This window comes from Pirellulales bacterium (assembly GCA_036490175.1).
In the GTDB taxonomy this organism is placed as follows: Bacteria; Planctomycetota; Planctomycetia; order Pirellulales; family JACPPG01; genus JACPPG01.
This window is the reverse complement of sequence record DASXEJ010000390.1, coordinates 1-20,616: the sequence shown is the minus strand read 5'-3', so window position 1 is coordinate 20,616 and position 20,616 is coordinate 1. Positions and strand designations below refer to the sequence as shown.

Below are 20,616 nucleotides of genomic sequence, written 5' to 3'. Positions count from 1 at the left end.
CGCGCGCTGCCCAAATCGGTCGACCGTCTGACGCGCCGCTGGATCCAGTCGGCGGCCGACGAGCGTGCCGCCCGCGACGGCTGCCGTTTTGATGAACGCGCCGCTGATCATGCCGCCAGCTTCTTCCCGCGATTCCTCCGCCATTCGAAAGGGCGCTTCGCCGGCCAGCCGTTCGAGCTGCTGGATTTTCAGCGCGACCAGCTGGTGAAACCGCTCTTCGGTTGGAAGCTGCCGGGCAAGCAGGCGCTGCGCCGCTTCCGCAAGGCCTATGTCGAATGGGCCAAGAAAAACGGCAAGAGTACGATCGCGGCCGGCCTCGCGCTGTATTTGCTCACCGGAGACGGCGAGCCGGGCCCGGAGGTCTATTGTGCGGCGGTCGACCGCGACCAGGCCTCGATCGTATTTCGCGAATGCGCGCAGATGGTGATCAAGAGCCCGGAGCTGAAGCGCGAGGTGCGGCTGATCCCCAGCACGCGTTCGATCGTGCTGCCGGATGGCTCCGGGCGCCTGCAGGCGCTGTCGGCCGACGTCGAAAACAAGGAAGGCAAGAACATCCATGCCCTGATCTTCGACGAGCTGCATGCCCAGACCGGCGACGGACTGTGGAACACTTTGCGTTATGCCTTCGCCGCGCGGCAGCAGCCGCTGCTGTTCGCGATCACCACGGCCGGCTTCAATCGTCGCAGCCTGTGTTGGCAGGTGCGCGAATATGCCCAGCGCGTGCACGCGGGAAAGGTGCACGACAATTCCCAGTTCACCATGATCTGCGCGGCGGCCGACGGCGACGATTGGAGCAAGGAAAGCACCTGGCGAAAGGCCAACCCGAGCCTGGGCGTCACGATCAACCTGGCTGATTTTCGCGCCGACTTCGAAGAGGCGCGTCACAGCCCGGCGCGAGAGAACGCCTGGCGGCGGTACCGGATCAACCAGTGGGTCACCCAGGAGAGCCGCTTTATCCCGATGGAGCATTGGAAACAATGCGCCGGCGGCGCTACGGCCGAAGAGCTGCGCGGCCGCGAGTGCATGGGCGGCCTGGACCTGGCGAGCACCCGCGATCTGACGAGCCTGTATCTTCTCTTCCCCGACGGCGAGGGAGGTTTCGATTCGCTGGTCTACTTCTGGTGCCCGCTCGATTCAATTCGCGAGCGCAGCCGCAAGGACCAGGTCCCCTACGATCTGTGGCACAAGGCCGGCCTGCTGCGTGCGACCGAAGGGACGGCAATGGACTATGCCGTCGTCCGCCGCGATATCAACCAGCTGGCCGATATCTACGGGATCAAGGACCTGGCGGTCGACCGCCTGTTCCAAGGCGCGCAGCTGTCGATGGAGCTGGCCGCGGACGGCTTGAACGTGATCGCCTTCGGCCAGGGCTTTTACTCCATGGCCGCACCGACCAAGGAATTCGAACGGCTGGTAGTGACGCACAAGCTGCGGCACACCAATCATGAGGTGCTCAATTGGATGGCCGAGAATATGGCCGTCAGCCAGGACCCGGCGGGCAACCTGAAGCCCGACAAAAAGAAAAGCAGCGAGAAGATCGACGGCGTTGTGGCGGGGATCATGGCGCTCGGCCGAGCGATGGTCGACCAGCAGCCCGAGGACCCCGGCTTTCGGTTTTACAGTGATGAGGATCTCGGCGAGCCCGACGACGCCGCCGAGCAAGCGCTGCCAAAACATGGCCGCCAGTACGACCCTTTCGAAGGTGTTGACGAATGACGAATCGCGAAGAGTCAATCGGGCGCCTGGTGCGCGACGGCACGGCCTTGACGGGCCTGGCGCTGCTGGCGACCGGGATCTGCCAATGGTCGTGGCCCGTGGCCTGCGTAACGGTAGGAACGATTTTGCTGGGAGTTAGTCTCGCCGGCGCACTGCAGCCGGCGCTGCCCAGGCGTCCGCAGCGCCCCGACTCGCGTCCGTAGGAACGTTCACCACGGAGGCGCGGAGCCACGGAGGAAGCAGGGACCACCAAGTTTGAATAACTGATAGCAAATCAAGCGTTTTTCTTTATTAGTTTCTCTGTGCCTCAGTGCCGCAGTGTTTCAGTATCTCAGTGGTGAACCCCCATGCTCCTCGACCGCCTGATCAGTCGCCGCTCGATCGAAAACCCCGCGGTCCCCTTGGACGCCGAGGAGTGGCTGTACGACGGCATGCAGAGCATCCGCAGCGAGAGCGGCGAACGGGTAAACCATCGCACGGCGATGACGCTGGGGGCCTTCTGGCGTGGCGTGAACTTGATCAGCTCGGCCGTGGCCAAGACGCCGCTGTTGGTTCACGAGCTGCACGAAGGGGGAGAAAACAAGTCGGTCGATCGGGACCATCCTGCGTATAGGCCGCTGCGACGGAAGGCCAACCCGCAGATGACGGCCTTCACGTTCAAGGAGACGCTCACGGGGCACGCGATCGCCGTGGGAAACGGCTACGGCTACATCGAGCGCAACGGCGCCGCAGAGGTACAGACGCTGTGGCCGCTGCTGCCGCACGTGACCTGGCCCGTGCGTTATTACCCCAATGGCGTGGCCGACGTCACGGCGAGCAAGCTGTGGTATACGACCGTGATCCGCGGCAACGTGGAGTTTTTCAAGGCCGAGGACGTCCTGCATCTGAAGGGGCTCGGTTACGACGGTCTGATCGGCTACAGCGCCATTCGCCAGGGACGGAACACGATCGGCGAAGGACTTGCGCAGCAGAAATACGGCAGCCGCTTCTTCCGCAACTCGGCCATCCCCTCGGTCGTGCTCGAGTTCCCCAACGCCATGAAGGAGTCGGCGGTCAAAGAAACGCTGCGCCAATGGGACCAGATGCACCGTTCGGCCGAGCGGGCGCATCGGCCTGGCATTCTTACCAACGGCGCCAAGGCCAACCCGGTGTCGCTGTCGGCGGCCGACGCGCAGTTGCTCGAGTCGCGCAAGTACAACGTCCGCGACGTGGCCAACTGGTTGAACATGAGCGCTTCGAAACTGGGGGACGACGCGCGGACGGCCTACGCCTCGCTCGAGATGGAGGATCAGAATTATCTCGACGAGACGCTCGACCCGTGGCTGTGCCGCTGGGAAACCGAGTGCGACGACAAGCTGCTGCGCGAGGGAGAGAAGGACGACGAATCGCACGAAATCAAGTTCCGCCGCCGCGACCTGGTGCGGCTCGACTCGCGCAGCCGCGGCCAGCTCTACACGCAGATGCGCTTCGCAGGGCTGTGGTCGGCCGACGAGTGCCGCGCCGATTCCGATATGCCGCCGCAAATCGGCGGCGTCGGCCAAACCTATCTGCCGCCGCAACGTGCGGCCGCGGCGCCGACGAAGGATCCGCAGAAGGTCGAGAACGGGAAATCTTCGGGCACGCCGCCCGACGACGGCGACGCCGGCGGCGATGAAACCGGTACCGATGCCACGGGCAACGATACCACGAGCGACGACGCCAATCGCAGCATTCTGCAAACGGTGGTGCGCGGGATGCTCAGCGAGGTCGCCGGGCGGATGGGGCGCCGTCTGCAAACGGCCTTCGAGCGCGGGAACCGTCAGGAGATCCGGGAAAAGCACCTGGCGGCGGTCGCCGAGTCGTTGGAAAAACCGCTGGTAGCGTGCCGCGTACTGCAAGGCCGCGGCAGCAGCCGCAACGAACGGGATCAGCTTGCCGACCTGGCCGTGCAGGCGGCCCAGCGTTGCGAGACTTCCAGCGACGTCGCGGCCGCGGTGGAACGGGCCATTACCGATTTTGTATATACCGAAGGAGACGCGTAGCCATGAATTTGCGCACCCGATTCACTCCCCTGGCCCGCGCTAAGGTGACCGTCGCACGCGCCGCCGAGGGTGACAAGCAAAAAATCCGGGGGTACGGCTCGGTGTTCTATGATGGTACGCCCGAAACCGAGTACCAGCTGTGGGACAATTACTGCGAGCGGATCATGCCCGGTTGTTTCGACCGCGCTTTGCGCGAGGACGACTGCCGCGGTCTATTCAACCACGACCCGAGCCTGATCCTGGGGCGCACCGCGGCCGGCACCATGCGGTTGAGCGTCGACGCGCGGGGCCTGGCCTACGAGATCGACCCGGCCGAAACCACAATCGCCCAGGATTGCTTGCAGCACCTGGCGCGGCAGGATGTGACGGGCAGTTCGTTCTCGTTCACGGTCGACGACGAGGATCTGCGGCGCGAAACGCGCGACGGCCAGGACATGTGGATCTGCGAAGTCCGGAGCGTGCACTTGTACGACGTGGGGCCCGTGACGTTCCCGGCCTACACGGCCACGACGGCCGAGGCCCGTAGCGACGTCGACGGCCGCGTACAGCGTTTCCTGGCCCTTCAGAAGCCGGGCACGCCGGTCGACGCGGCGATCGCTGCGGCCCGCGCGCGGGCGATCGAGCTCGGTTAATTTCCGCGGAAATAAGCCGCGACCACGGAGGCACGGAGCCACGGAGAGAGAGCCCGCATTGCTTGGTGCCTCGGTGTCTCCGTGGTGAAAATTCTTCGCTCTGGCTTTTTTGGCCAGTTGAATCAGGCCACGTGTGGCGTCTAGGATCGAACCCGTTGAACGTCGCCTGGCGTTTGTGCGGCCGCTCAGTCAGCCGCGCGGATGCAGGGCAGGCGTGCAAGTCTCGTCGGGCTGCCCAGTCGGCTCCGCCAAGGCGTGCAGAACCTGGAACACGGTTTAACACGACTTTCACACACGGGCAGCTTTCCCATGTCGCAGCTGATGACGGCCAAGCGTTTGCGCGAAGAGCGCGCGCCACTGGCCAAGAAGATCCGCGAACACGCCGACCTCTTGTCCGCCGAGAAGCGCGACTTCACGCCGGAAGAGAAAACCAACTGGGAATCTCTGAACGCGGATTACGACAGCCGCACGCGGCAGATCGAGATCCTCGAGCGGGCCGAAGAGACGGAGCGCGATCAGCTCCAGCGCGGCGAAGGCCAGACGCCTGACGGCGCCCCCAAGGTACGGCTGACGCTGAAGGAACGCCGCGAGCGCGACGAAGAGCGCCGCCTGCGCGACGAAGGGATGTACGAACGGGCCATGCAGGCCTGGATGCGCCGCCAGCTTGGCGAGCCGCTTGGCAAGCAGCACACGCGGGCTTGCGAGCGGATGAAAGTAAACCCGGCCCGTCGCACCTTCGAGATCCGGCTGCGTCGCGACGTGCCCCAGATGAAGCGCGAATTCCGCGCCCTCGACGCCGGAATTACCGGCTCGGGCGGCGCGCTCGTGCCCCAGGGATTCGTCAACAACCTGGAAAAAGCCCTGCTCAGCTATTCGGGCCTTCGGCAGGCGGCTGAGACGATCCGCACCGACACGGGCGAGGAGCTTCCGTGGCCCACCGTCAACGACACGTCCAACAAAGGCGCTCGCATCGGGGCCAATGTCACGGTTTCCGAGCAGGACGTAACCTTCGGCCGCATCTACTGGCGCGCCTATAAGTACACCAGCAAGATGGTGCAGGTTCCCGTCGAGCTTTTGCAAGACTCGGCGTTCGATCTGTCGGTATGGCTCTCCGACCTGCTCGGCGAGCGCATCGGCCGTATCCAGAACGATGAGTTCACGACCGGCACCGGCGCTTCGATGCCCAACGGCCTGATCAATGCCGCCGCGGTCGGCGCGACCACGGCCGCCAACAACGCCGTCTCCACCGACGACTTCATCAAGCTCGAACACTCAGTCGACCCGGCCTATCGGCAAAAGGGGATGTGCAGCTACATGCTGCATGACTCGATCAAGTTGCAGACGCGGCTGTTGAAAGACAGCTACGGCCGCTATCTGTGGGGCGGCGGTGGCCTCAATACAGGCGCGATGGACACGCTCAACGATTGGCCCTTCTTCATCAACCAGTCGATGGCGAGCGCCTTCGCGGGCAGCGCCTACATCGTCAGCTTTGGCCAGCATCAAAAGTACAAGATCCGCGACGTCGGCACGATCCGCATGCGCCGCCTGGTCGAACGGTACGCCGACAACGACGAGGAAGGTTTTGTCGCTTTCATGAGATCCGATGGAAACCTGCTCGACGCAGGCACCCATCCGGTGAAGCTGTTGCAGATGCACAGCTAGAACCGCGGGCCGTGCGTTTCTTTCCCGAACCCGAGCGTGATCATAAAAATGCGCGTGCGATTTCTCACGAGCGCGATCATCAACCGCGTGGCTTACGCGGTGGATGACGTCGTCGACTTCGACGAAGGTTTTGCACGAGCGCTCGTCGGCGCCGGGCAGGCCGAGCGCACCGAGAAGCCGGCCGCGGCCGAACCGCGCCGCGAGCCCGCGCCCCGCACCGCCACCGTCGAGCCGAAACGCCGCGCCGTGCGGCCGCATCGGCCGTAGCACAGCCGAGCACTTTTCCAGCCTGAAAGATGTAAACATGGCCGACCTCAATTCGCAGACTGATATCCGCCGCGGGATCGACCCGGTGCGCGTCACCGACAACACGGTGCAGAATTCGCAGATCATCGATCGCGCGGGCTGGGACTCGCTCATGTTCGTGATCGCCACCGGCACCATCGCCGACGCCGACGCCACCTTCCAGGTTTCGATCACGGAAGGGAATGCGAGCAATCTGTCCGACGGCGTGGCGGCCACGTCGTTCATCGGCATCCTGGGTGTCGCCGCCACGCCGACGGGTTGCAGTTTCCGTTACGACTCGGACGACCAGGTGCTACGCATTGGTTACACCGGCCTGGCGCGCTATGTCCAGCTGACGATCACGCCGGCCACGAACACCGGCAATGCCGATATCTCCTGCGTGGTGATTCTCGGCCATCCGCGCACGGCGCCCAACACCCGCCAGGTGGCGACGTAAGCAAACGGATTGCACCACGGAGGCGCGGAGGCACAGCTCAGGGAATTTTTCGTACACCCAATTATTAAACGGCTCAGTGTCTCAGTGTCTCGGCCCCTCCGTGTTTCAGTGATTCAGCGGTGAACCTTCGGTGAGTGAATGGGCTTCGTCATTGCCATGTCCCTTGTCCTGCTAACGCCGCCGGCGATCGAACCTGTCTCGCTCGCCGAGGCCAAGCTGCACCTGCGCGTCGATACGCCGCCCAGCGGCGTGCGCGTCGCGCAATCGCTAGCCCCCTCGATACTCGACGGCGTGAGCAGCTTCACTGACGGCGTCCCCGTGGCGGGCGTGCAGGCGTTCGCCAACGTTTCCATTGGATCCGTGGGGGCAGACGGATCCTTTACCGTCAAGCTGCAAGACTCGCCCGACGCCAGCGGCTGGACCGACGTCGACGGCAGCCTGCAAAACCTCTCCGACGCCAACGCCTTTTCCACGTTGGCGATTCCCTACACGGGCACCAACGCCTACCTGCGCTGCGCCATCGGCGCTGGGCTGGCCTCGCTGTCGATCTCGATCGACATGATCCTGATCGCCAACACCTATGACGACGACGACCTGATCAGCGGCCTGATCATCGCCGCACGGGAGCTTGTCGAGACGCGGCAGAGCCGGCAGCTGATCACGGCCAGCTGGCAGTTGCAGATGGATCATTTTCCGGGGGTGCGCCGCAACGACCAGGCCGGCTTCGGCGCGAGTGAGTTCACGTTCGACGGCAACGACGGCGGCTACGAAGGGGACGGCTACGGCCGCTGGCGACGGCCGATCGAGCTGCGGCTGCCACCGGTGCAAAGCGTCGGCGATGTGAAGTACTACGATCTGACCGGCACGCAGCAGACTCTCGACCCCAGCACCTACGTCAAGGATCTCGGGCACGAGCCCGCGCGGATCGTGCCAGTATGGGGAACCTGTTGGCCGCCGACGCAGCCACGCCCCGCCGCGGTCACCGTGGATTTCGTGGCGGGCTACGGCGATACCGCGGCCGCCATTCCCGCGACCACCAAAACGGCCATGAAGCAATTGCTGGCCCTCTGGTACACGCAGCGCGAGGCCGTGGGCACGGGCGGCCAGGCGCCGGTGCCGATGGCCGTCGATACACTCCTCGCCAGTCAATCCTGGGGGCGCTATGGCGGCCAATAACACGCGGGCAGCGCGCTCCTACCACTTTTGCTTGCCGGCCACGATCGCCGAGGATCAGATCGCGCCCTTGGCCGCGGTCAAAGGATCGACGAACGCCGAAGCGGTGGTTCTCGACGGCCAGCAGTTCGCGCCTGGGACGCTCGTGTGGCGCGGCTTCGCGGGCGCGATCAATCTGGACACGGGCCATTACGACGGGCACGCGCGCTACGACCGACGCCGCGCCGGCGAGGCGGCCACGGCCGTCTCGTTTGCTGGCGCTCCGGGAGCGACGATCGTCGGGCAGGAACCGCCGGCAGCCGAGATCGAGGAAGCGGCGACCGAGCAACCGCTTGAAACGGCTGCGGAACACAAGCCGACCTTAGACATCGACGGCAACGTCGTGGAGTAGCGATGGCAACGCACGTGGCGACGCAGCAGCTTGTTACGCCCAGCGGCACGCTGCGCTACGACAAGACCTATACCGGCGACAACGGGGACGAATTCGACCTGGCCGTCGCCGACGGCACCACGAACCACCAGGCGGTCCTGGCATTCGCCGTGGCGACGCTGGTATCGATCTGGCTGACGACCGACCAGGACTTGACGATCAAAACCAATAGCTCGGGCAGCCCCACCAACACGATCGCGCTCAAGGCGAACGTGCCGTACCACTGGGCGACCGACAGCTACCAATCCAACCTGCTGACCGCGGACGTGACGAGCCTCTTCATCACCAATGGCAGCGGCGAGGATGCCAACTTCTCGGTCCGGCGGCTGAGCAGCTTGTAGGAAAGCCAACCACGGAGACACAGCGGCAGGAGGACACAGCGGCACTGAGACGCAGGAACTAACGCAGCAACTCAACTGCTCCGTGGCTCCGCGTCTCCGTGGTGAACTGCAATGGCGGCTGGCCCGAAACGAACGCGGATGAATCTGATCGCCGACCAGATCCTCAGCATCGATGCGGCGGGCAAGCCCGTGATCGGCGACCTGGTGCTGGGAAAGCTATGGGGCGAGGTGCTGCAAGTAACGGGCTTGGAACGTTTCGTGGCCGATCAGCAGTTGGCCTCGCTGACGCACCAGGTGACCGTTCCCTACCGCCGCGACCTGAGCCCGAAGATGCGACTGACCTTTGAAGGGCGAACGCTCAACATCGAAGCCGTGCTCGGCAATAGCAGCCATAGCGAGCTGCGGCTGCTGTGCCGCGAAAAAGCTGCCACTTGAATCTCTTCATGAACATCCATTTCCAAACCCACGGGCTTGAGCAGACGGCCGAAATACTGGCCTCGCTCCCCGCGCGCGCTCTGGCCGCGGCCCGTGAGGAAATGCTTGCCCAAGGGGAATTGGTACGGGAGACGGCCGCCGCGCTCTGCCCGCGCGAGACCGGCTTGACCGCCGACAACATTACCTGCCGCGACCGCAGCACGCAGCGCAAGGTCGCAGTCGAGGTGCGCACCGGTACCAGGGCCAAGATGCGGATCCCTGCCACGGATCCCTACTACTATCCGGCCGCGATCGAGTTCGGCACGGCCACCCGCCATGCGCGGCCCTTCATGCGGCCGGCGCTCGAGCAGCATCGCGCGAGCGCCGCCCGTGCCGTGGGCCGGGCGGTCGAGCGGGAGGTGAGCAAGCGATGAGCCTGGTCACCGACCTGCGCGCAAGCGCCGCTCTACAGGATGCGATCGTGGCCCTTTGCGGCACCCGCATCTACTGCGGCGCGCGTCCCGAGAACAGCCCTATGCCCGCGCTCGTGTTCACGCGCTTTAGCGGCGGCCGGATCCACGACATCGATGGACCGCTTGGGGCGGCTGCTCCTTTGGTGCAGATCGACGTTTGGACCGCGGACGACTATCCGCAAGCCGAGGCGTTGGAAGAAGCGGTCCGCGATTGGCTGGATGGCTTTGATGGGGAAGCGGGCGACACGCTGGTCCTGTCGGCGATCTCGGACGACGAGCGCGATATGTACGAGGCCAGCGCCCTGGCCGACGAAAAGGGAAATCAGCGGAAACTGTTGCAGTATCGCGTCCTGCACGAAGAAAGCATTCCGGGGAGTTAGGCCATGGCCAAGGTTAAAGGTAAGGGGACGCTGCTGCAGGTGAAGATCAGCGGCACGTATACCACGGTTGCGCAGCGGACCGAAGTGATGATGCCGCAGCCCAAGCGCAACGCCATCGAAGCCACGGGCCTCGACGACGAGGCCGAGGACTCCTTCAAGGGGATCTTGCGCGGAGGCTCGCTGCCGCTGAAATGCTGGTACGACCCCAACGACAGCACGCACGAATACCTCGAGAACAGCTTCTACACCGACGACAACGCCGACGAGCTGTTCCAGGTCGTGCTGCAGAGCAGCCCCACCAAAACCAAACAGTTCACGGGCTGGATCGAGGACTGGAAGCCCGGCACGGCCAAGATCGACAACCTGCTCGAGCTCGACCTCACCATCCGCATCACCGGCGCGCCCACCGGCTAGGCGCGCGCACGAATCGACCACAGAGGCACAGAGACACGGGGACAGGCTTATCGGCTCCGTGCCTCCGCGTCTCCGTGGTGAACACTTTTTATTTCCCAGGAAATGATCCATGGCTCTGATCACGCGGGCCCAGGCCCAAGCGGCCGACGACGTGCAGCGCGAGCTGGTCGCGGTGCCCGAATGGGGCGGCGACATTTGGGTGCGCGGCGTCTCGGGCAAGGTACGCGACGAGTACGAGGCCTCCTTCGTGCAGCGCAAGGGGCGCAAGACCAAGGTCGACATGCAGAACGCGCGGGCGCGGCTGGTGGTGCTCTCCTGCGTCGACGAGCAGGGAGCGCTCGTGTTCGACGACAGCGACGTGAAATGGCTCGGCGACAAAGGCGCGCTCCCCTTGGAGCGGATCTATAGCGTGGCCGCGCGGCTGAGCGGCATTACCGACCTGGACCTGGGAGAGCTCGTAAAAAAATCCGAGGAGACCCCTGGCTCCGCTTCCAACACCGGCTAGCGCATCGGCTTGGTCGCACCAGGGGAGAGATGATGCGCAGCATCCCGGCGCGGGAGCTCGACGAGGAGTATGCGTATTACCTGGTCGAGCCCTACGGCGAAGAGTGGCGGCAGACGGGCGAGATCTGCGCCACGGTCGTGAACGCGGCGGGCGCCTACGAACGCGAGCCGCTCGAGGCCGAGGACTTTCTCCCCGTGCGGCTGCCCAAACGCCGGCAGTCGATCGACGAACAAGAGACCATTTTCGACGCGGCCGTGGCCTACGGCCGCGGGCTCACGCGGCGAGGCACACACCATGTCGACGATCGCTAACATCGCCGTGCGGCTGACAGCCGATAACAGCCCCTTTGTTAAAGTAATGGCTGGATCGGTGCTCGTCGCCGAACGCGCAGCCAGCGCGGTCGTACGTAACAATGCGGTTGTTAAATCCGCGACGGCCGGATGGACCGCGGCCAACGGCGCCGCCGGCGGCTACCTGAAAACGATTATTGGAGTGGCCGGCGCCAGTACGCTGGTCGCGCGTAGCGTGAAGAGCTTCGCCTCCGCGCAGAGCGCGGGAATGATGTCCAACGCGGGCTCCGCGGGCGCCGTCACTCTCGCCGCCAGCTATAAGTCCGTCACGGACTCGGTCGATCATATGTACGCCTCGTTCGGCCGCGGCCTTGCGCGCACCGCCAACTTCAATGCCACGGCTGGCATTCTCAATAGCGTCCTGCAGAAGGCAGCTTCGTTTTTTAATTTGCTCGGAGGAATCGCTGGAAGGGCGTTCAACTTCATCGCCAACTATCCGCCCGTGTTCCTAGCGGCCGTCGTGGCCGTCAAGGCTTTCGCCGCGGTGGTGGGAATTCTCGTGCATGTGCTCCTGGTGCGGTTGATCGTCCAGACCGCGACCTGGCTGGTTTTCGGAACGGCCATGACGCCAATAACGCTGGCCTGGGCCGCGGCAAAGCTGGTGCTAACAGCGGCCGTTTGGGCATGCACGGCCGCTCTGGGCGCGTTGGCGGCAATTGGGCTGCCAATTTGGGCCGGCATTGGGGCTGCGATCGCCATAGTGGCGGGGATCACATACGGCCTCGTGAAAGCATGGCAATGGCTGACCACGGGCAGCGAGCAGCTCAGCCAGATCGCGCAGATGCAGAAGGTTCATGAGGCCACCCAGGCCGCGACTAAGGGAATCTTCGATTACGTCGAAGCGTTGGAAGAGGCGAACAAGACGGACGCGATGAGCGACAGTGAGAAGAAAAAATACGAGTTCGCCAAGATGCTCGACAAAGCCCAGGAGGACGTGCAAAAGGCAGGCGGCAAATTTGACCGTGGTCATTGGGAGCAGCAGCTGCAGGCCCAGCTCGACATTGCCGACGCGGCCGAGAAGCGCAAGAACATAACTGAGGCGATCGCAGATCTCGAAAAAGAGCTCGCGCAAAGTGGCATGACGCAGGCCGAGAAGATGGCCAGCAAGATCGCGTCGCTCGGCGGTACGGCCGAGGATCGCGAACGGGCTGGAATCTTGGCTGCCCAGATCGACCAGCGGCAGAAGATGGCCGAAATGGCCAAGGAGATCGCGGACATCGAGCGCGAGGCTTCGTTTGCGGGGCTGACGGCCATCGAGAAACGCGTGGCATTATTGCGCGAGGCGGGCGCCACCGAGGAGCAGATCGCCGCGGTGCAAGCCCGCCTGCAGGCGGCCGACGCGCAGACCAAGGCGGCCGAAGAGCGCAAGAAACTCGAGGAGGAATTGGCGCGCCTGCAGAAGGACGCGGCGGAGGCCTTCATGACCGACGCCGAAAAGCGGATCGACATGCTCAAGCGGATGGGCGCCACGCAATCGCAGATCGACAAGGCCCAGGCCGACGCGCGGCGCATCGAAGGCGCGAAGCAGGCCAAGGAAGTGGTCGACAGCGTGCGCACCCCCTTGGAAAACCTTACCAAGCGCATGCGCGAGCTGCGCAAATTGCACAGCGAAGGCTTCATCAGCCAACAGGTTTTCGACCGGGCCTTGCGCAGCGAAGAGCTGAAGGTCCGCAAAGACCTGGCCGGCCGCGGCAAGACGGCCGAGCAAGGGGGCGCCATCGTGCGCGGCAGCCAGGCGGATATCGCCGCACGCTTCGGCGATCGCGGCGGCCTGAAGACCAACGAAGAGATTCTCCGCACGGAGAAGCAATCGCTGGACGTGTTGCGCAGCATCCAAGGGAGCCTCGACTCGCCGCCGACCCCCGAAGTGGTCAATCTGAATTAGGGGAGGCCATGGGCGTTCTGAGCTGCAAGATTCTGCGCGGGCCAGGCTGGCGGAAGGCCAGCTTCGACGAGAATTACATTGCCCACTATTCGGAAAAGTATCAGATCCGCGTCGACGATCCCACCATGGGCCCGCGCTCGGTCGTGGTGCAGGCCTCGCTGGTGCTCCCCAATCCGCTTCCCTTTCGCTACGCGCCCTATTACGACGATTTCTCGGCGCTGTGCCGCAAGGTTAGCGTCGAATCGGGGGAGGAGGGCAAATGCTGGTACGCCACGGCCGAATGGGACAACGCGGTCGATCCCAACCAGAACCTGCAAAACCCTTGCGATCGACCTCCCAAGGTGTCGCTCAAGTTCGCGCAATTCTCGCGGCCCATTGTCCGCGACAAGAACGGTAACCTGATTGCCACCACGGCTGGCCAGATCATTTTGCCAGCGCTTGAAATCGACGACTCGCGCCCGGTGCTCACGATCGAGCGCAACGAGCCGACGTTCCCGGCGCTGACGGCGATCGCCTACGCCGACGCGATCAACACCGACGAGTTCTACGGGGCGCCCCCGGGCACGGCCAAGATGCAGCCCCCGGATATCGGCGACGAGCAATTCGAAAACAACGTGCGCTTTCGGGTGGTGCGGTACGAGATCCATTTCAACCGCGAAGGCTGGGAAGAGCCGGTGCTCAATCGCGGCACCTGGTTTTTCGACTCGTCGGATAACCTGATCAAGCTCGACGCGGGGATGGAGCCGCTGCTGCTGAAAAAGGACGGGACGCTGCTCAACGGCACGGGTGTGCCGGCGCCTGCCGTTCCCGAGCCGGCCGAGGAGGAAGAAGGGGACGAGGACGACGTCGAAAGCGCAGAGCTCGACGATCAGGAATCGGGCGGCGGCACGGGCGGCGCCGAGGACGAGGAATCGGACGACGATCCGGACGAGCCTTATTACTTGAACCCACCCCGCTTGAAGCGGATGGCTTTTGCGCCCTTGGACCTCTACTACTCGGCGCTGCCGGTCACCTAGAAACCCTTTAATTGTTTGCAAAGGACGTTTTGCCATGAGAGTCGACGGCGATCTGGTTGTGCCAGGGAATCTTGTCGTGGGCGGCAGCTTCGTGCCGCCGAACGGCTCCATCCGCGACGCGAACATTGCCACCAACGCGGGCATCCAGGCCGAGAAGTTCATCCGCCACCAGGCGGCCGAGTACGACGTGGCCGACCCGGCGACGACTGTGGCCAACGCCACCAAGAGCCTGCACATCGCCCGCGGGGCAGGCACCATAGTCGACTTCGCGGTAATCAACACCGGCACCGCGATCAGCGGCGGCTCGACCTTATCGATCGATCTGCAAAAGAGCACGGGGGGCGCGGCGTTCGCAACTGTGCTTGCCTCCCCGATCGCGCTGAGCTCGTCGACGACGCTGCTGGTGGCCGTGGCCGCCACATTGGGCGCTCTGGTTTCGTTCGTCGCCGGCGACGTCTTCCAGATCATGGTCACGACCGGGGGCAGCGGCACCCAAGCCAAGGGCCTGCACGCCACGTTCACGTACGAGGAAGCGCACCCGTAGATCGCGGCCGCGCGGCGGGTTTATTTCCCAGGAAATCAAATGGCACGCGAGAAGGGCGTTCAGCTCAGCCGACGCGCCGTGCGCGATCTGGCCCGCGATCTGCGCCGCCTGCGCAGCATGCGCCAGAATGGTCCGCCTGCGCAGGGCGACCGCAATACGCACGGCTTGCGCTGGCTCGGCTGGCGCAATGACGGCTCAAGCACCTGCCCCGCCCACGGCGTGGTGCGCATTACCGGAAACACGCAAATCGGCACCGGCGACCCGGCCGTGAGGATCATCACCGGCGACCAGCCCAGCACGACCTTTTCACGCCTGTATGCGATCAATAGCGGCGTGCCCGTCGAAGACGGCGACACGGGTTGGCTGACGTTCGATAGCGGCGCCGAAGTGGCCTACGACACCGGCACGCCCGCCTACGGCGATGGCTGGGGGCCCAAGCCAAGCCAATGGACCCTCACCAAGAATTATCCCGAGACGGCGCTCGTATTCGGCGTGCAAAACGCGACGCTGAAAACGCTCGATTGCCGTTGGCACGGGATCGAGATGGTAACCGGCAAGTTCGCCACCGGTTTCTCAAAAGGCTCAAGCGGCACGATCACTTTATGGGCCGGCGCGGGCGGATCCGAAGCGGCGACCAGCATCACGATCCCCAACGTGTACAGCCAGTTGGGCGATGTGACTGCCGCTAAATACTACGACGTTTACTGGATCAACGGCGTGGCCTACTGCATCGCGGCGGAGTGTTAAGTGATGTTCTGGATTATCTTCTTCTGCCTGTTCGCGATCGCCTTCTCGCCAGGCTGCGTTTGTTGTGGCTCGACGACCTGTTTGGTCTTCGCCGATACGTTCGCCACTAACGATCTCTCTTCAAATTGGACGACGGCGACCAATGGCACATGGACCATCGCGGCCGGCGTCATGTCCTGCTCGACGACGGGTGGCTACCGCATTGCGACAGCGCAACAGCCTGCCGGTACGCAAGCGATGATCGTCAAGGCCGATTGCAGCGGATCAAGCGGAGACCTTGCGCGCGTGATTGGCGGCTGGCAGGACAGCAGCAACTTCATTTACGGACAGGTGAAATTCGGGACATTCATTCAGGTCATACAAGTGGCTGGAGGCTCGTCGACGACAATAAGCTCTTCGCTTGGGAATTTTGGAAGCGCGACGTACACGCTTTGCATTTCCGAGGATGGACTTACCGCGAGCTTTCTCGCAAAGGATACGGCGGGAACGTTGCACGTTGCGGCCGGGACAATCACGTCGCCTTCAGCCCCGAGCGGTGCTGGTCTGGGAACTGGCGCGACGGCCGCAAGTGTTACTTTTGACAACTTTTCGTTTTCGCGAACCGACTCGACGTGCCCCGCGACATGCAAGAGTGGCGCCGTCGCTCTCTGTCCGATATGCGTCAACGACGGCGGTCAAATGTCCGCGAAATATGCGGTTACTTATGCCGGTATTGGAGAGCTTACGCCTTCCCAGTGCAGCTCTGATTGCGGGAATCTTAATCAGACGACGGTTTTTCTGGGCACCGTCGTCGGGTGCCAATGGTCGTGCATTGGTTCACCCAGTTTTTGCACGGTTACGATTCTCGGCACTGTCCAGATCGGCGCTAGCGCCTTTGCGATCTTCAGCGCTGGCGGCGGCATAGGAATGAAGGCAGTTCTATACGCGGGCTCTGGCGGCGATTGCAGCTATTCAAGTGTAGCTACATTTGACAATTCATCCTCTCCGGGGACAACCTGTATTTTGACGTCGCCGCTCATGCTTCCGCTAGATGCCTCTCAAGCAATGTTATTCTGCGACTACTCAGGCGCTTCTTGTATGGTGTCTTCGGTATGAAATCGAGCGTCACCAAGTGCGTTTTCATTCCTACGCATCGCACAAGGCCGACGCCGCTCGGCGAGGAAACCGCGTACAAATGCGCGAAGGGATGCCCCGGGCTAGTCTGGTCGATCTACGGACCCGATCGGATAGATTGCGACTGTGAAGGCGCGATGGGGCTTGGTTCAATGATACGCGTAGCGCTTTCCAGCGTGGGGATCACTCAGCGGCGATACATCGCGTTTCGGCAGTTCTTCGATCCTTCCTTCAAGCGGTGCCCGTGCCCGGCAAACGAGCGGGCAATCAATCGCTGGTACTTCACATCACCGTTAGCGAAGCCGCTGAGAGGATGGCTGGAAAACTACCGTCACAACGGCGTGCTGTTTTGGCGCGTGATCAAGCATCGCGCTGATGATAACCGCCCGCGATGGTTTCGAGGCTTCCGGCCTTGACCTGCGTTATTGCGATGCGATCGATTGCCATTCGCAGTGGTCGCAATCAATAAGCACCATCGTCTCGGCGTCGATTGCATCCCATGCTGCGTCGAGAGGCCTTGCGAACGGCGCGGTGTACACGCCAATCTGCGTGTATTGGCATTCCCACATCCCCGCAACCGGCAACGAGCGATCGAACGCTGCGAGCGCGTCTATCAGCTCACCAACTGTTCGCGGCTGCGGCGTTCCTGCATTCATCGCGCTGGTTATCGCCGCCCGCGCATCGCGGGACGACGTTTTCTTGCAGGGGGGAGAGGGGGGCAAAATCTTATACGCCCGTGCCCAAATGCCGCGTAGCAAGCCATGCGCGCGCGGCCGCGAAATTGAAACAGGGGGGGTATCGACGGCGTTGAACCTTTCCACGTTGAAAGATTTCGCCCCCCGCGCGAGCGACCCCCAGGTGCTTTAAACCGGACTGTCGATCCGGTGGTTGCGGGTTCGAGTCCCGTCGCCCTCGCTACGCAATCACGCCCGTAAACTCCATGGCCAATGGAGTTTCGGGCGTTTTTGTTGCGCCACATGGAGGGTGTAATTGGCGATTGACTGAGCGCAACACTCCATAAACACTCAACGGCCGTTTCAACTGGCCCCCGTCTTCAAAAAGTCCGGCACGTACACTCGGTCGGTCGCTTTCTTCATCTTGTCCGCCAAGCCGATGTAGCGGAGCGTCGTGGAGAACGACTTGTGCCGCATCTTTCTTTGGAGTTCAGGAGCTGACATCCGCTCCACATTCATGGTTGCGTAGCCTCGCCTCAAGGCGTGGAAGCCGTAGAAACTACACGAGGCAGTGCATTGGTGCCGTGCAGCGTCGGGACACACGAGGGCAATCCCAGCAGCGTTTTGTATGCGCTGGAACTCGTCCCATAAGGCACCGCGGTCGTGTGGCCACCAGAACAGGAGTGGCTCGAATCCGACCACGCCTCGAACATGGTCCAAGGCTTCTGGCGTGAGATAGTCTAGTTCATCGCGCCGCCCCTTATTTGAGACCGCGCGCGTCAGGATCGCGCCCGTCTTGAGGTCGACGTCGTCCCGACGGAGTGACAGTATCTCGTCGATTCGCCACCCAGTTGTCAGGCCGAAGACGAGCAGTGCTTGCCACCACGCACCTGCGGGGGTTGCGATACCCTCGGGCAACGCTGCCACGGCATCGCAGGCTTCGTAGATCGTTTTGAAGTGCTCCACAGTCATAATGGCGCCAATCCGGGACTCCTCTCGCATCTTCCGGATCTTTGGCAGCGTCACCAAATAACCCCAGTCGTGAGCAATGTGAAACGCAGACTTCAGGTGTCGCAATTCGCGATTAACCGTGGCCGGCGAGACGGTCGACTTGGGCTTTTTACCCTTCTCGGTTTGCCGCGTGGCGACATAGCCGTCGATCGCTTCCGTCTTAATCGAAGACATCTTGCCCGGCGCCACGATACGTTCGAAATGACGCAAAGCAGATACGGTCACCTCCTGAGTCTTCCTGGCCTGCCGCGGCAGAATCTTGGCTTCGTACTCTGCCCGGAACTCAGCCCACGTCTTGCGGCTCGTGCTTTGATAGGTGCCAGCCGCGAGTTGCCCCTCTACCTTGCGACAAAACTTTTCGGCCATGCTGTGCGATCCGACACGCTTTGACCGGCGTTTGCCGTCTGGGTCAATCCACCCAACCGACCAGGGCGCCTTATCGCCGAGCTTCTGTTTCTGCCGATGATCCTGAAACAGCCACGCTTTCATAAAAGGCTCCTTTCAGATCAGCGTACCAAATTCGCTGGTGTTTTGCCCAGCAACAGCATCGGCAGCTACTCGGCGCGGCCCCCCTTCGCTCATGCCCTGCGTGCGTGCCAGTGTCGACATGCGACCAACGCTAGTCCGCCGAACGCGGCGAGGATTAGAGTCGAGGGCTCGGGCGCGGTTAGGGCGTTGGAAATGAAGATCCCAGAACTGCCGTCGGTGAATGTCGCCGAGAATCCAACCTGATTCTGATTGTCAATCGGGGTTGGTCCACCGCCGGTTTCGCCTCCATGGTATAGCTCCACCGAGGCGATCGTGCGGAAGTCGCCGGGTGCAACTTCAAGCACATCTCCGGGGCGCGCAATAACGACAATATGATTTAGCGAATCCTCGCCAAGTATAACCGTCGCCGCGCCCGTGCCTGATTCGAATACAAGATCATCCACGCCTGCCATTGCAAAGTGACTGAGGTTACTGACGACCAATGGCGGGTTCAACCCGTCGGAAACGACGTCGCCGTCACGCACGCTTAGGTGGAGACTGCCGGCCAATCCTGTCCAAATCCCCATATTGTTGTCGCCGGTGACACCGGGGCCGGCGATTTGCGCCAGCACGGCGTCTCGTTCGATGCTAATACCGACGTCGGCAAATGAACTAAACGTCGCACCCGGCACATCCGGCGCCGCAACTCCGGTCCGCGCCACGAGGAACGAGGTGCCTATTCCGGCCTCCCAGACTCCTTGATCGTTCACTCCAGGCGTGATTCCAGGACCCGTAACTGTTCCAAAGAATACTGTGTGCCCAATTGAGTTAACGTGAACATTCGTACCATCTGCAGTGGAGACATATGACACATTCTGGAAGGTAACCCCGGCACCCATGTTTGGAGCGATGCCGCCACTTTGAGCCACGATACTGGGCGAAACAGGTTGAATGTTGAAATTCTCCCCATAAATGATCGACCCATTTACGATAGGCCCGCTCGGATTGTTGTACGTCGCCGGGAAGAAGACGATGTTTCCTGGACTAATTCCTGGCGACCCGAGCGAGGTAATCGTCGAACCAGCAGGCAGCCCAGGCGCAGCACCGCCAGTAAAGGCTAGCGGTGTGATCGTTGTTCCTTGCGCACTGAAATCGGCCGCCCCGGCAATCGGGTTGCCCCCGCTGTCTTGTAGGCCAGTTTGAAACGTGATTCGTCCTGAATCACTTTGTGACGGCAGGTTCTCTGAAAACGTTGCCACCAAGGAACCGTACTGGAGTCCTCCTGGCAACGGCGCGGGAGATCCCTCGCGAACGAGCAGAGAGCTTATAGAGGGTTGGCCAACCCAGATGCCTTCATCATTGTTTCCGTTAACGCCGGGTCCTCCCAGCAGACCGACCGCGGCGATTTGACTGTTGACGTTTCGTGGCGGAGAAATATCGCCTGTGGTAAACACCACTCCCGACGCGGTTCCTGGCGCTTGTTGCCCAACAAGTGCGACCGGCGTGAGATTGCCAGGTGAGTCGCCAGTCCAGACTCCGAATGGTGACGCACCTCCGGAAAGCTGCGATGTGAAGACGACTTGTCCCGTCGGACTGATTGAAGGACCAGCGACATTCAGCGCGTCGAAGGTCGTGCCCGGGCTTGCGCCTGGAGCTTGCATCCCGCTCAGCGCAACCGTCGATACATTAGAGCGAACGTCGCCTTTTGCGACTGAAAGTAGTGGCGTCCACCCCACATTGACGAGTAATGCTGCGGCTACAGCGGTGGATAAGCGGTTGGCAAATCGTTGGTGACCTGCTCTGTAGAAACCGTGGCATGGCCTGAGGATCATCACGTTGAGTGTGATGGCTCGCAGGAGGATTTCACGGCACTGGCTCCAGTAAGATCTTGCCCGTAGTGCTGCT

General features: G+C 62.6%; 23 protein-coding genes. 20 read left to right on the top strand and 3 right to left on the bottom strand.

The window, feature by feature from the left end:
- From VGG64_29950 to VGG64_29855, 20 genes are all read left to right on the top strand, one after another.
- Nucleotides 1-1,716: terminase TerL endonuclease subunit (locus tag VGG64_29950; GenBank protein ID HEY1603863.1), on the top strand; the 1,716-nt coding region annotated here is incomplete at its 5' end.
- A complete protein-coding gene (locus tag VGG64_29945; GenBank protein HEY1603862.1) occupies nucleotides 1,713-1,919 on the top strand; it encodes a hypothetical protein in 207 nt (68 codons plus the stop codon). The genes VGG64_29950 and VGG64_29945, both read left to right, overlap by 4 nt.
- A gap of 144 nt (nucleotides 1,920-2,063) precedes the next feature.
- Nucleotides 2,064-3,737 carry a phage portal protein gene (locus VGG64_29940; GenBank protein HEY1603861.1) on the top strand — a complete coding sequence of 558 codons (1,674 nt, stop codon included), beginning with the start codon at nucleotides 2,064-2,066 and terminating at the stop codon, nucleotides 3,735-3,737.
- A 2-nt stretch (nucleotides 3,738-3,739) separates the two neighbouring features.
- Nucleotides 3,740-4,369 (top strand): HK97 family phage prohead protease, encoded by a 630-nt coding sequence (locus VGG64_29935; GenBank protein ID HEY1603860.1) that lies wholly within the window; start codon nucleotides 3,740-3,742, stop codon nucleotides 4,367-4,369.
- Between the two features lie 309 nt (nucleotides 4,370-4,678).
- Nucleotides 4,679-6,031, top strand: a complete 1,353-nt coding sequence (locus VGG64_29930) for a phage major capsid protein (GenBank protein ID HEY1603859.1) — start codon at nucleotides 4,679-4,681, stop codon at nucleotides 6,029-6,031.
- 36 nt (nucleotides 6,032-6,067) lie between these two features.
- Nucleotides 6,068-6,298 (top strand): hypothetical protein, encoded by a 231-nt coding sequence (locus VGG64_29925; GenBank protein ID HEY1603858.1) that lies wholly within the window; start codon nucleotides 6,068-6,070, stop codon nucleotides 6,296-6,298.
- A 37-nt stretch (nucleotides 6,299-6,335) separates the two neighbouring features.
- Nucleotides 6,336-6,773, top strand: coding sequence for a hypothetical protein (locus VGG64_29920; protein ID HEY1603857.1), 438 nt, complete (start codon nucleotides 6,336-6,338; stop codon nucleotides 6,771-6,773).
- Between the two features lie 156 nt (nucleotides 6,774-6,929).
- Entirely contained in the window at nucleotides 6,930-7,949 is a 1,020-nt protein-coding gene (locus VGG64_29915; protein ID HEY1603856.1) for a hypothetical protein, read from the top strand.
- Nucleotides 7,936-8,337: a hypothetical protein gene (locus VGG64_29910; protein HEY1603855.1), complete on the top strand. Its 402-nt coding sequence runs from the start codon at nucleotides 7,936-7,938 to the stop codon at nucleotides 8,335-8,337. Before VGG64_29915 ends, VGG64_29910 begins: the two co-directional genes overlap by 14 nt.
- A gap of 2 nt (nucleotides 8,338-8,339) precedes the next feature.
- Nucleotides 8,340-8,717 (top strand): hypothetical protein, encoded by a 378-nt coding sequence (locus tag VGG64_29905; protein HEY1603854.1) that lies wholly within the window; start codon nucleotides 8,340-8,342, stop codon nucleotides 8,715-8,717.
- Nucleotides 8,718-8,855: 138 nt separating this feature from the next.
- Nucleotides 8,856-9,152: a phage head closure protein gene (locus VGG64_29900; protein HEY1603853.1), complete on the top strand. Its 297-nt coding sequence runs from the start codon at nucleotides 8,856-8,858 to the stop codon at nucleotides 9,150-9,152.
- An 8-nt stretch (nucleotides 9,153-9,160) separates the two neighbouring features.
- Nucleotides 9,161-9,565, top strand: coding sequence for an HK97-gp10 family putative phage morphogenesis protein (locus VGG64_29895; GenBank protein HEY1603852.1), 405 nt, complete (start codon nucleotides 9,161-9,163; stop codon nucleotides 9,563-9,565).
- Nucleotides 9,562-9,984 (top strand): DUF3168 domain-containing protein, encoded by a 423-nt coding sequence (locus VGG64_29890; GenBank protein HEY1603851.1) that lies wholly within the window; start codon nucleotides 9,562-9,564, stop codon nucleotides 9,982-9,984. The genes VGG64_29895 and VGG64_29890 overlap by 4 nt, the downstream gene beginning before the upstream one ends.
- Nucleotides 9,985-9,987: 3 nt before the next feature.
- A complete protein-coding gene (locus tag VGG64_29885; GenBank protein HEY1603850.1) occupies nucleotides 9,988-10,398 on the top strand; it encodes a hypothetical protein in 411 nt (136 codons plus the stop codon).
- A gap of 109 nt (nucleotides 10,399-10,507) precedes the next feature.
- Nucleotides 10,508-10,903 (top strand): hypothetical protein, encoded by a 396-nt coding sequence (locus tag VGG64_29880; GenBank protein HEY1603849.1) that lies wholly within the window; start codon nucleotides 10,508-10,510, stop codon nucleotides 10,901-10,903.
- A gap of 32 nt (nucleotides 10,904-10,935) precedes the next feature.
- The gene (locus tag VGG64_29875) at nucleotides 10,936-11,214 is read left to right on the top strand and encodes a hypothetical protein (protein HEY1603848.1); all 279 of its coding nucleotides are present in this window, start codon (nucleotides 10,936-10,938) and stop codon (nucleotides 11,212-11,214) included.
- Nucleotides 11,198-13,138 (top strand): hypothetical protein, encoded by a 1,941-nt coding sequence (locus VGG64_29870; GenBank protein HEY1603847.1) that lies wholly within the window; start codon nucleotides 11,198-11,200, stop codon nucleotides 13,136-13,138. The genes VGG64_29875 and VGG64_29870 overlap by 17 nt, the downstream gene beginning before the upstream one ends.
- An 8-nt stretch (nucleotides 13,139-13,146) precedes the next feature.
- The gene (locus VGG64_29865) at nucleotides 13,147-14,154 is read left to right on the top strand and encodes a hypothetical protein (GenBank protein ID HEY1603846.1); all 1,008 of its coding nucleotides are present in this window, start codon (nucleotides 13,147-13,149) and stop codon (nucleotides 14,152-14,154) included.
- 34 nt (nucleotides 14,155-14,188) lie between these two features.
- Complete coding sequence (locus tag VGG64_29860; protein ID HEY1603845.1) at nucleotides 14,189-14,698, top strand: hypothetical protein; 510 nt, start codon at nucleotides 14,189-14,191, stop codon at nucleotides 14,696-14,698.
- A 39-nt stretch (nucleotides 14,699-14,737) separates the two neighbouring features.
- Nucleotides 14,738-15,445, top strand: coding sequence for a hypothetical protein (locus VGG64_29855; GenBank protein HEY1603844.1), 708 nt, complete (start codon nucleotides 14,738-14,740; stop codon nucleotides 15,443-15,445).
- Here VGG64_29855 and VGG64_29850 read toward each other — a convergent pair.
- The 3 genes from VGG64_29850 to VGG64_29840 form a co-directional block, all read right to left on the bottom strand.
- A complete protein-coding gene (locus tag VGG64_29850) occupies nucleotides 15,442-15,618 on the bottom strand; it encodes a hypothetical protein (protein ID HEY1603843.1) in 177 nt (58 codons plus the stop codon). The genes VGG64_29855 and VGG64_29850 overlap by 4 nt on opposite strands.
- A 1,977-nt stretch (nucleotides 15,619-17,595) precedes the next feature.
- The gene (locus VGG64_29845) at nucleotides 17,596-18,732 is read right to left on the bottom strand and encodes a tyrosine-type recombinase/integrase (GenBank protein ID HEY1603842.1); all 1,137 of its coding nucleotides are present in this window, start codon (nucleotides 18,730-18,732) and stop codon (nucleotides 17,596-17,598) included.
- Nucleotides 18,733-18,821: 89 nt separating this feature from the next.
- A complete protein-coding gene (locus tag VGG64_29840; GenBank protein HEY1603841.1) occupies nucleotides 18,822-20,372 on the bottom strand; it encodes a choice-of-anchor tandem repeat NxxGxxAF-containing protein in 1,551 nt (516 codons plus the stop codon).
- Between the last annotated feature and the right edge of the window lie 244 nt (nucleotides 20,373-20,616).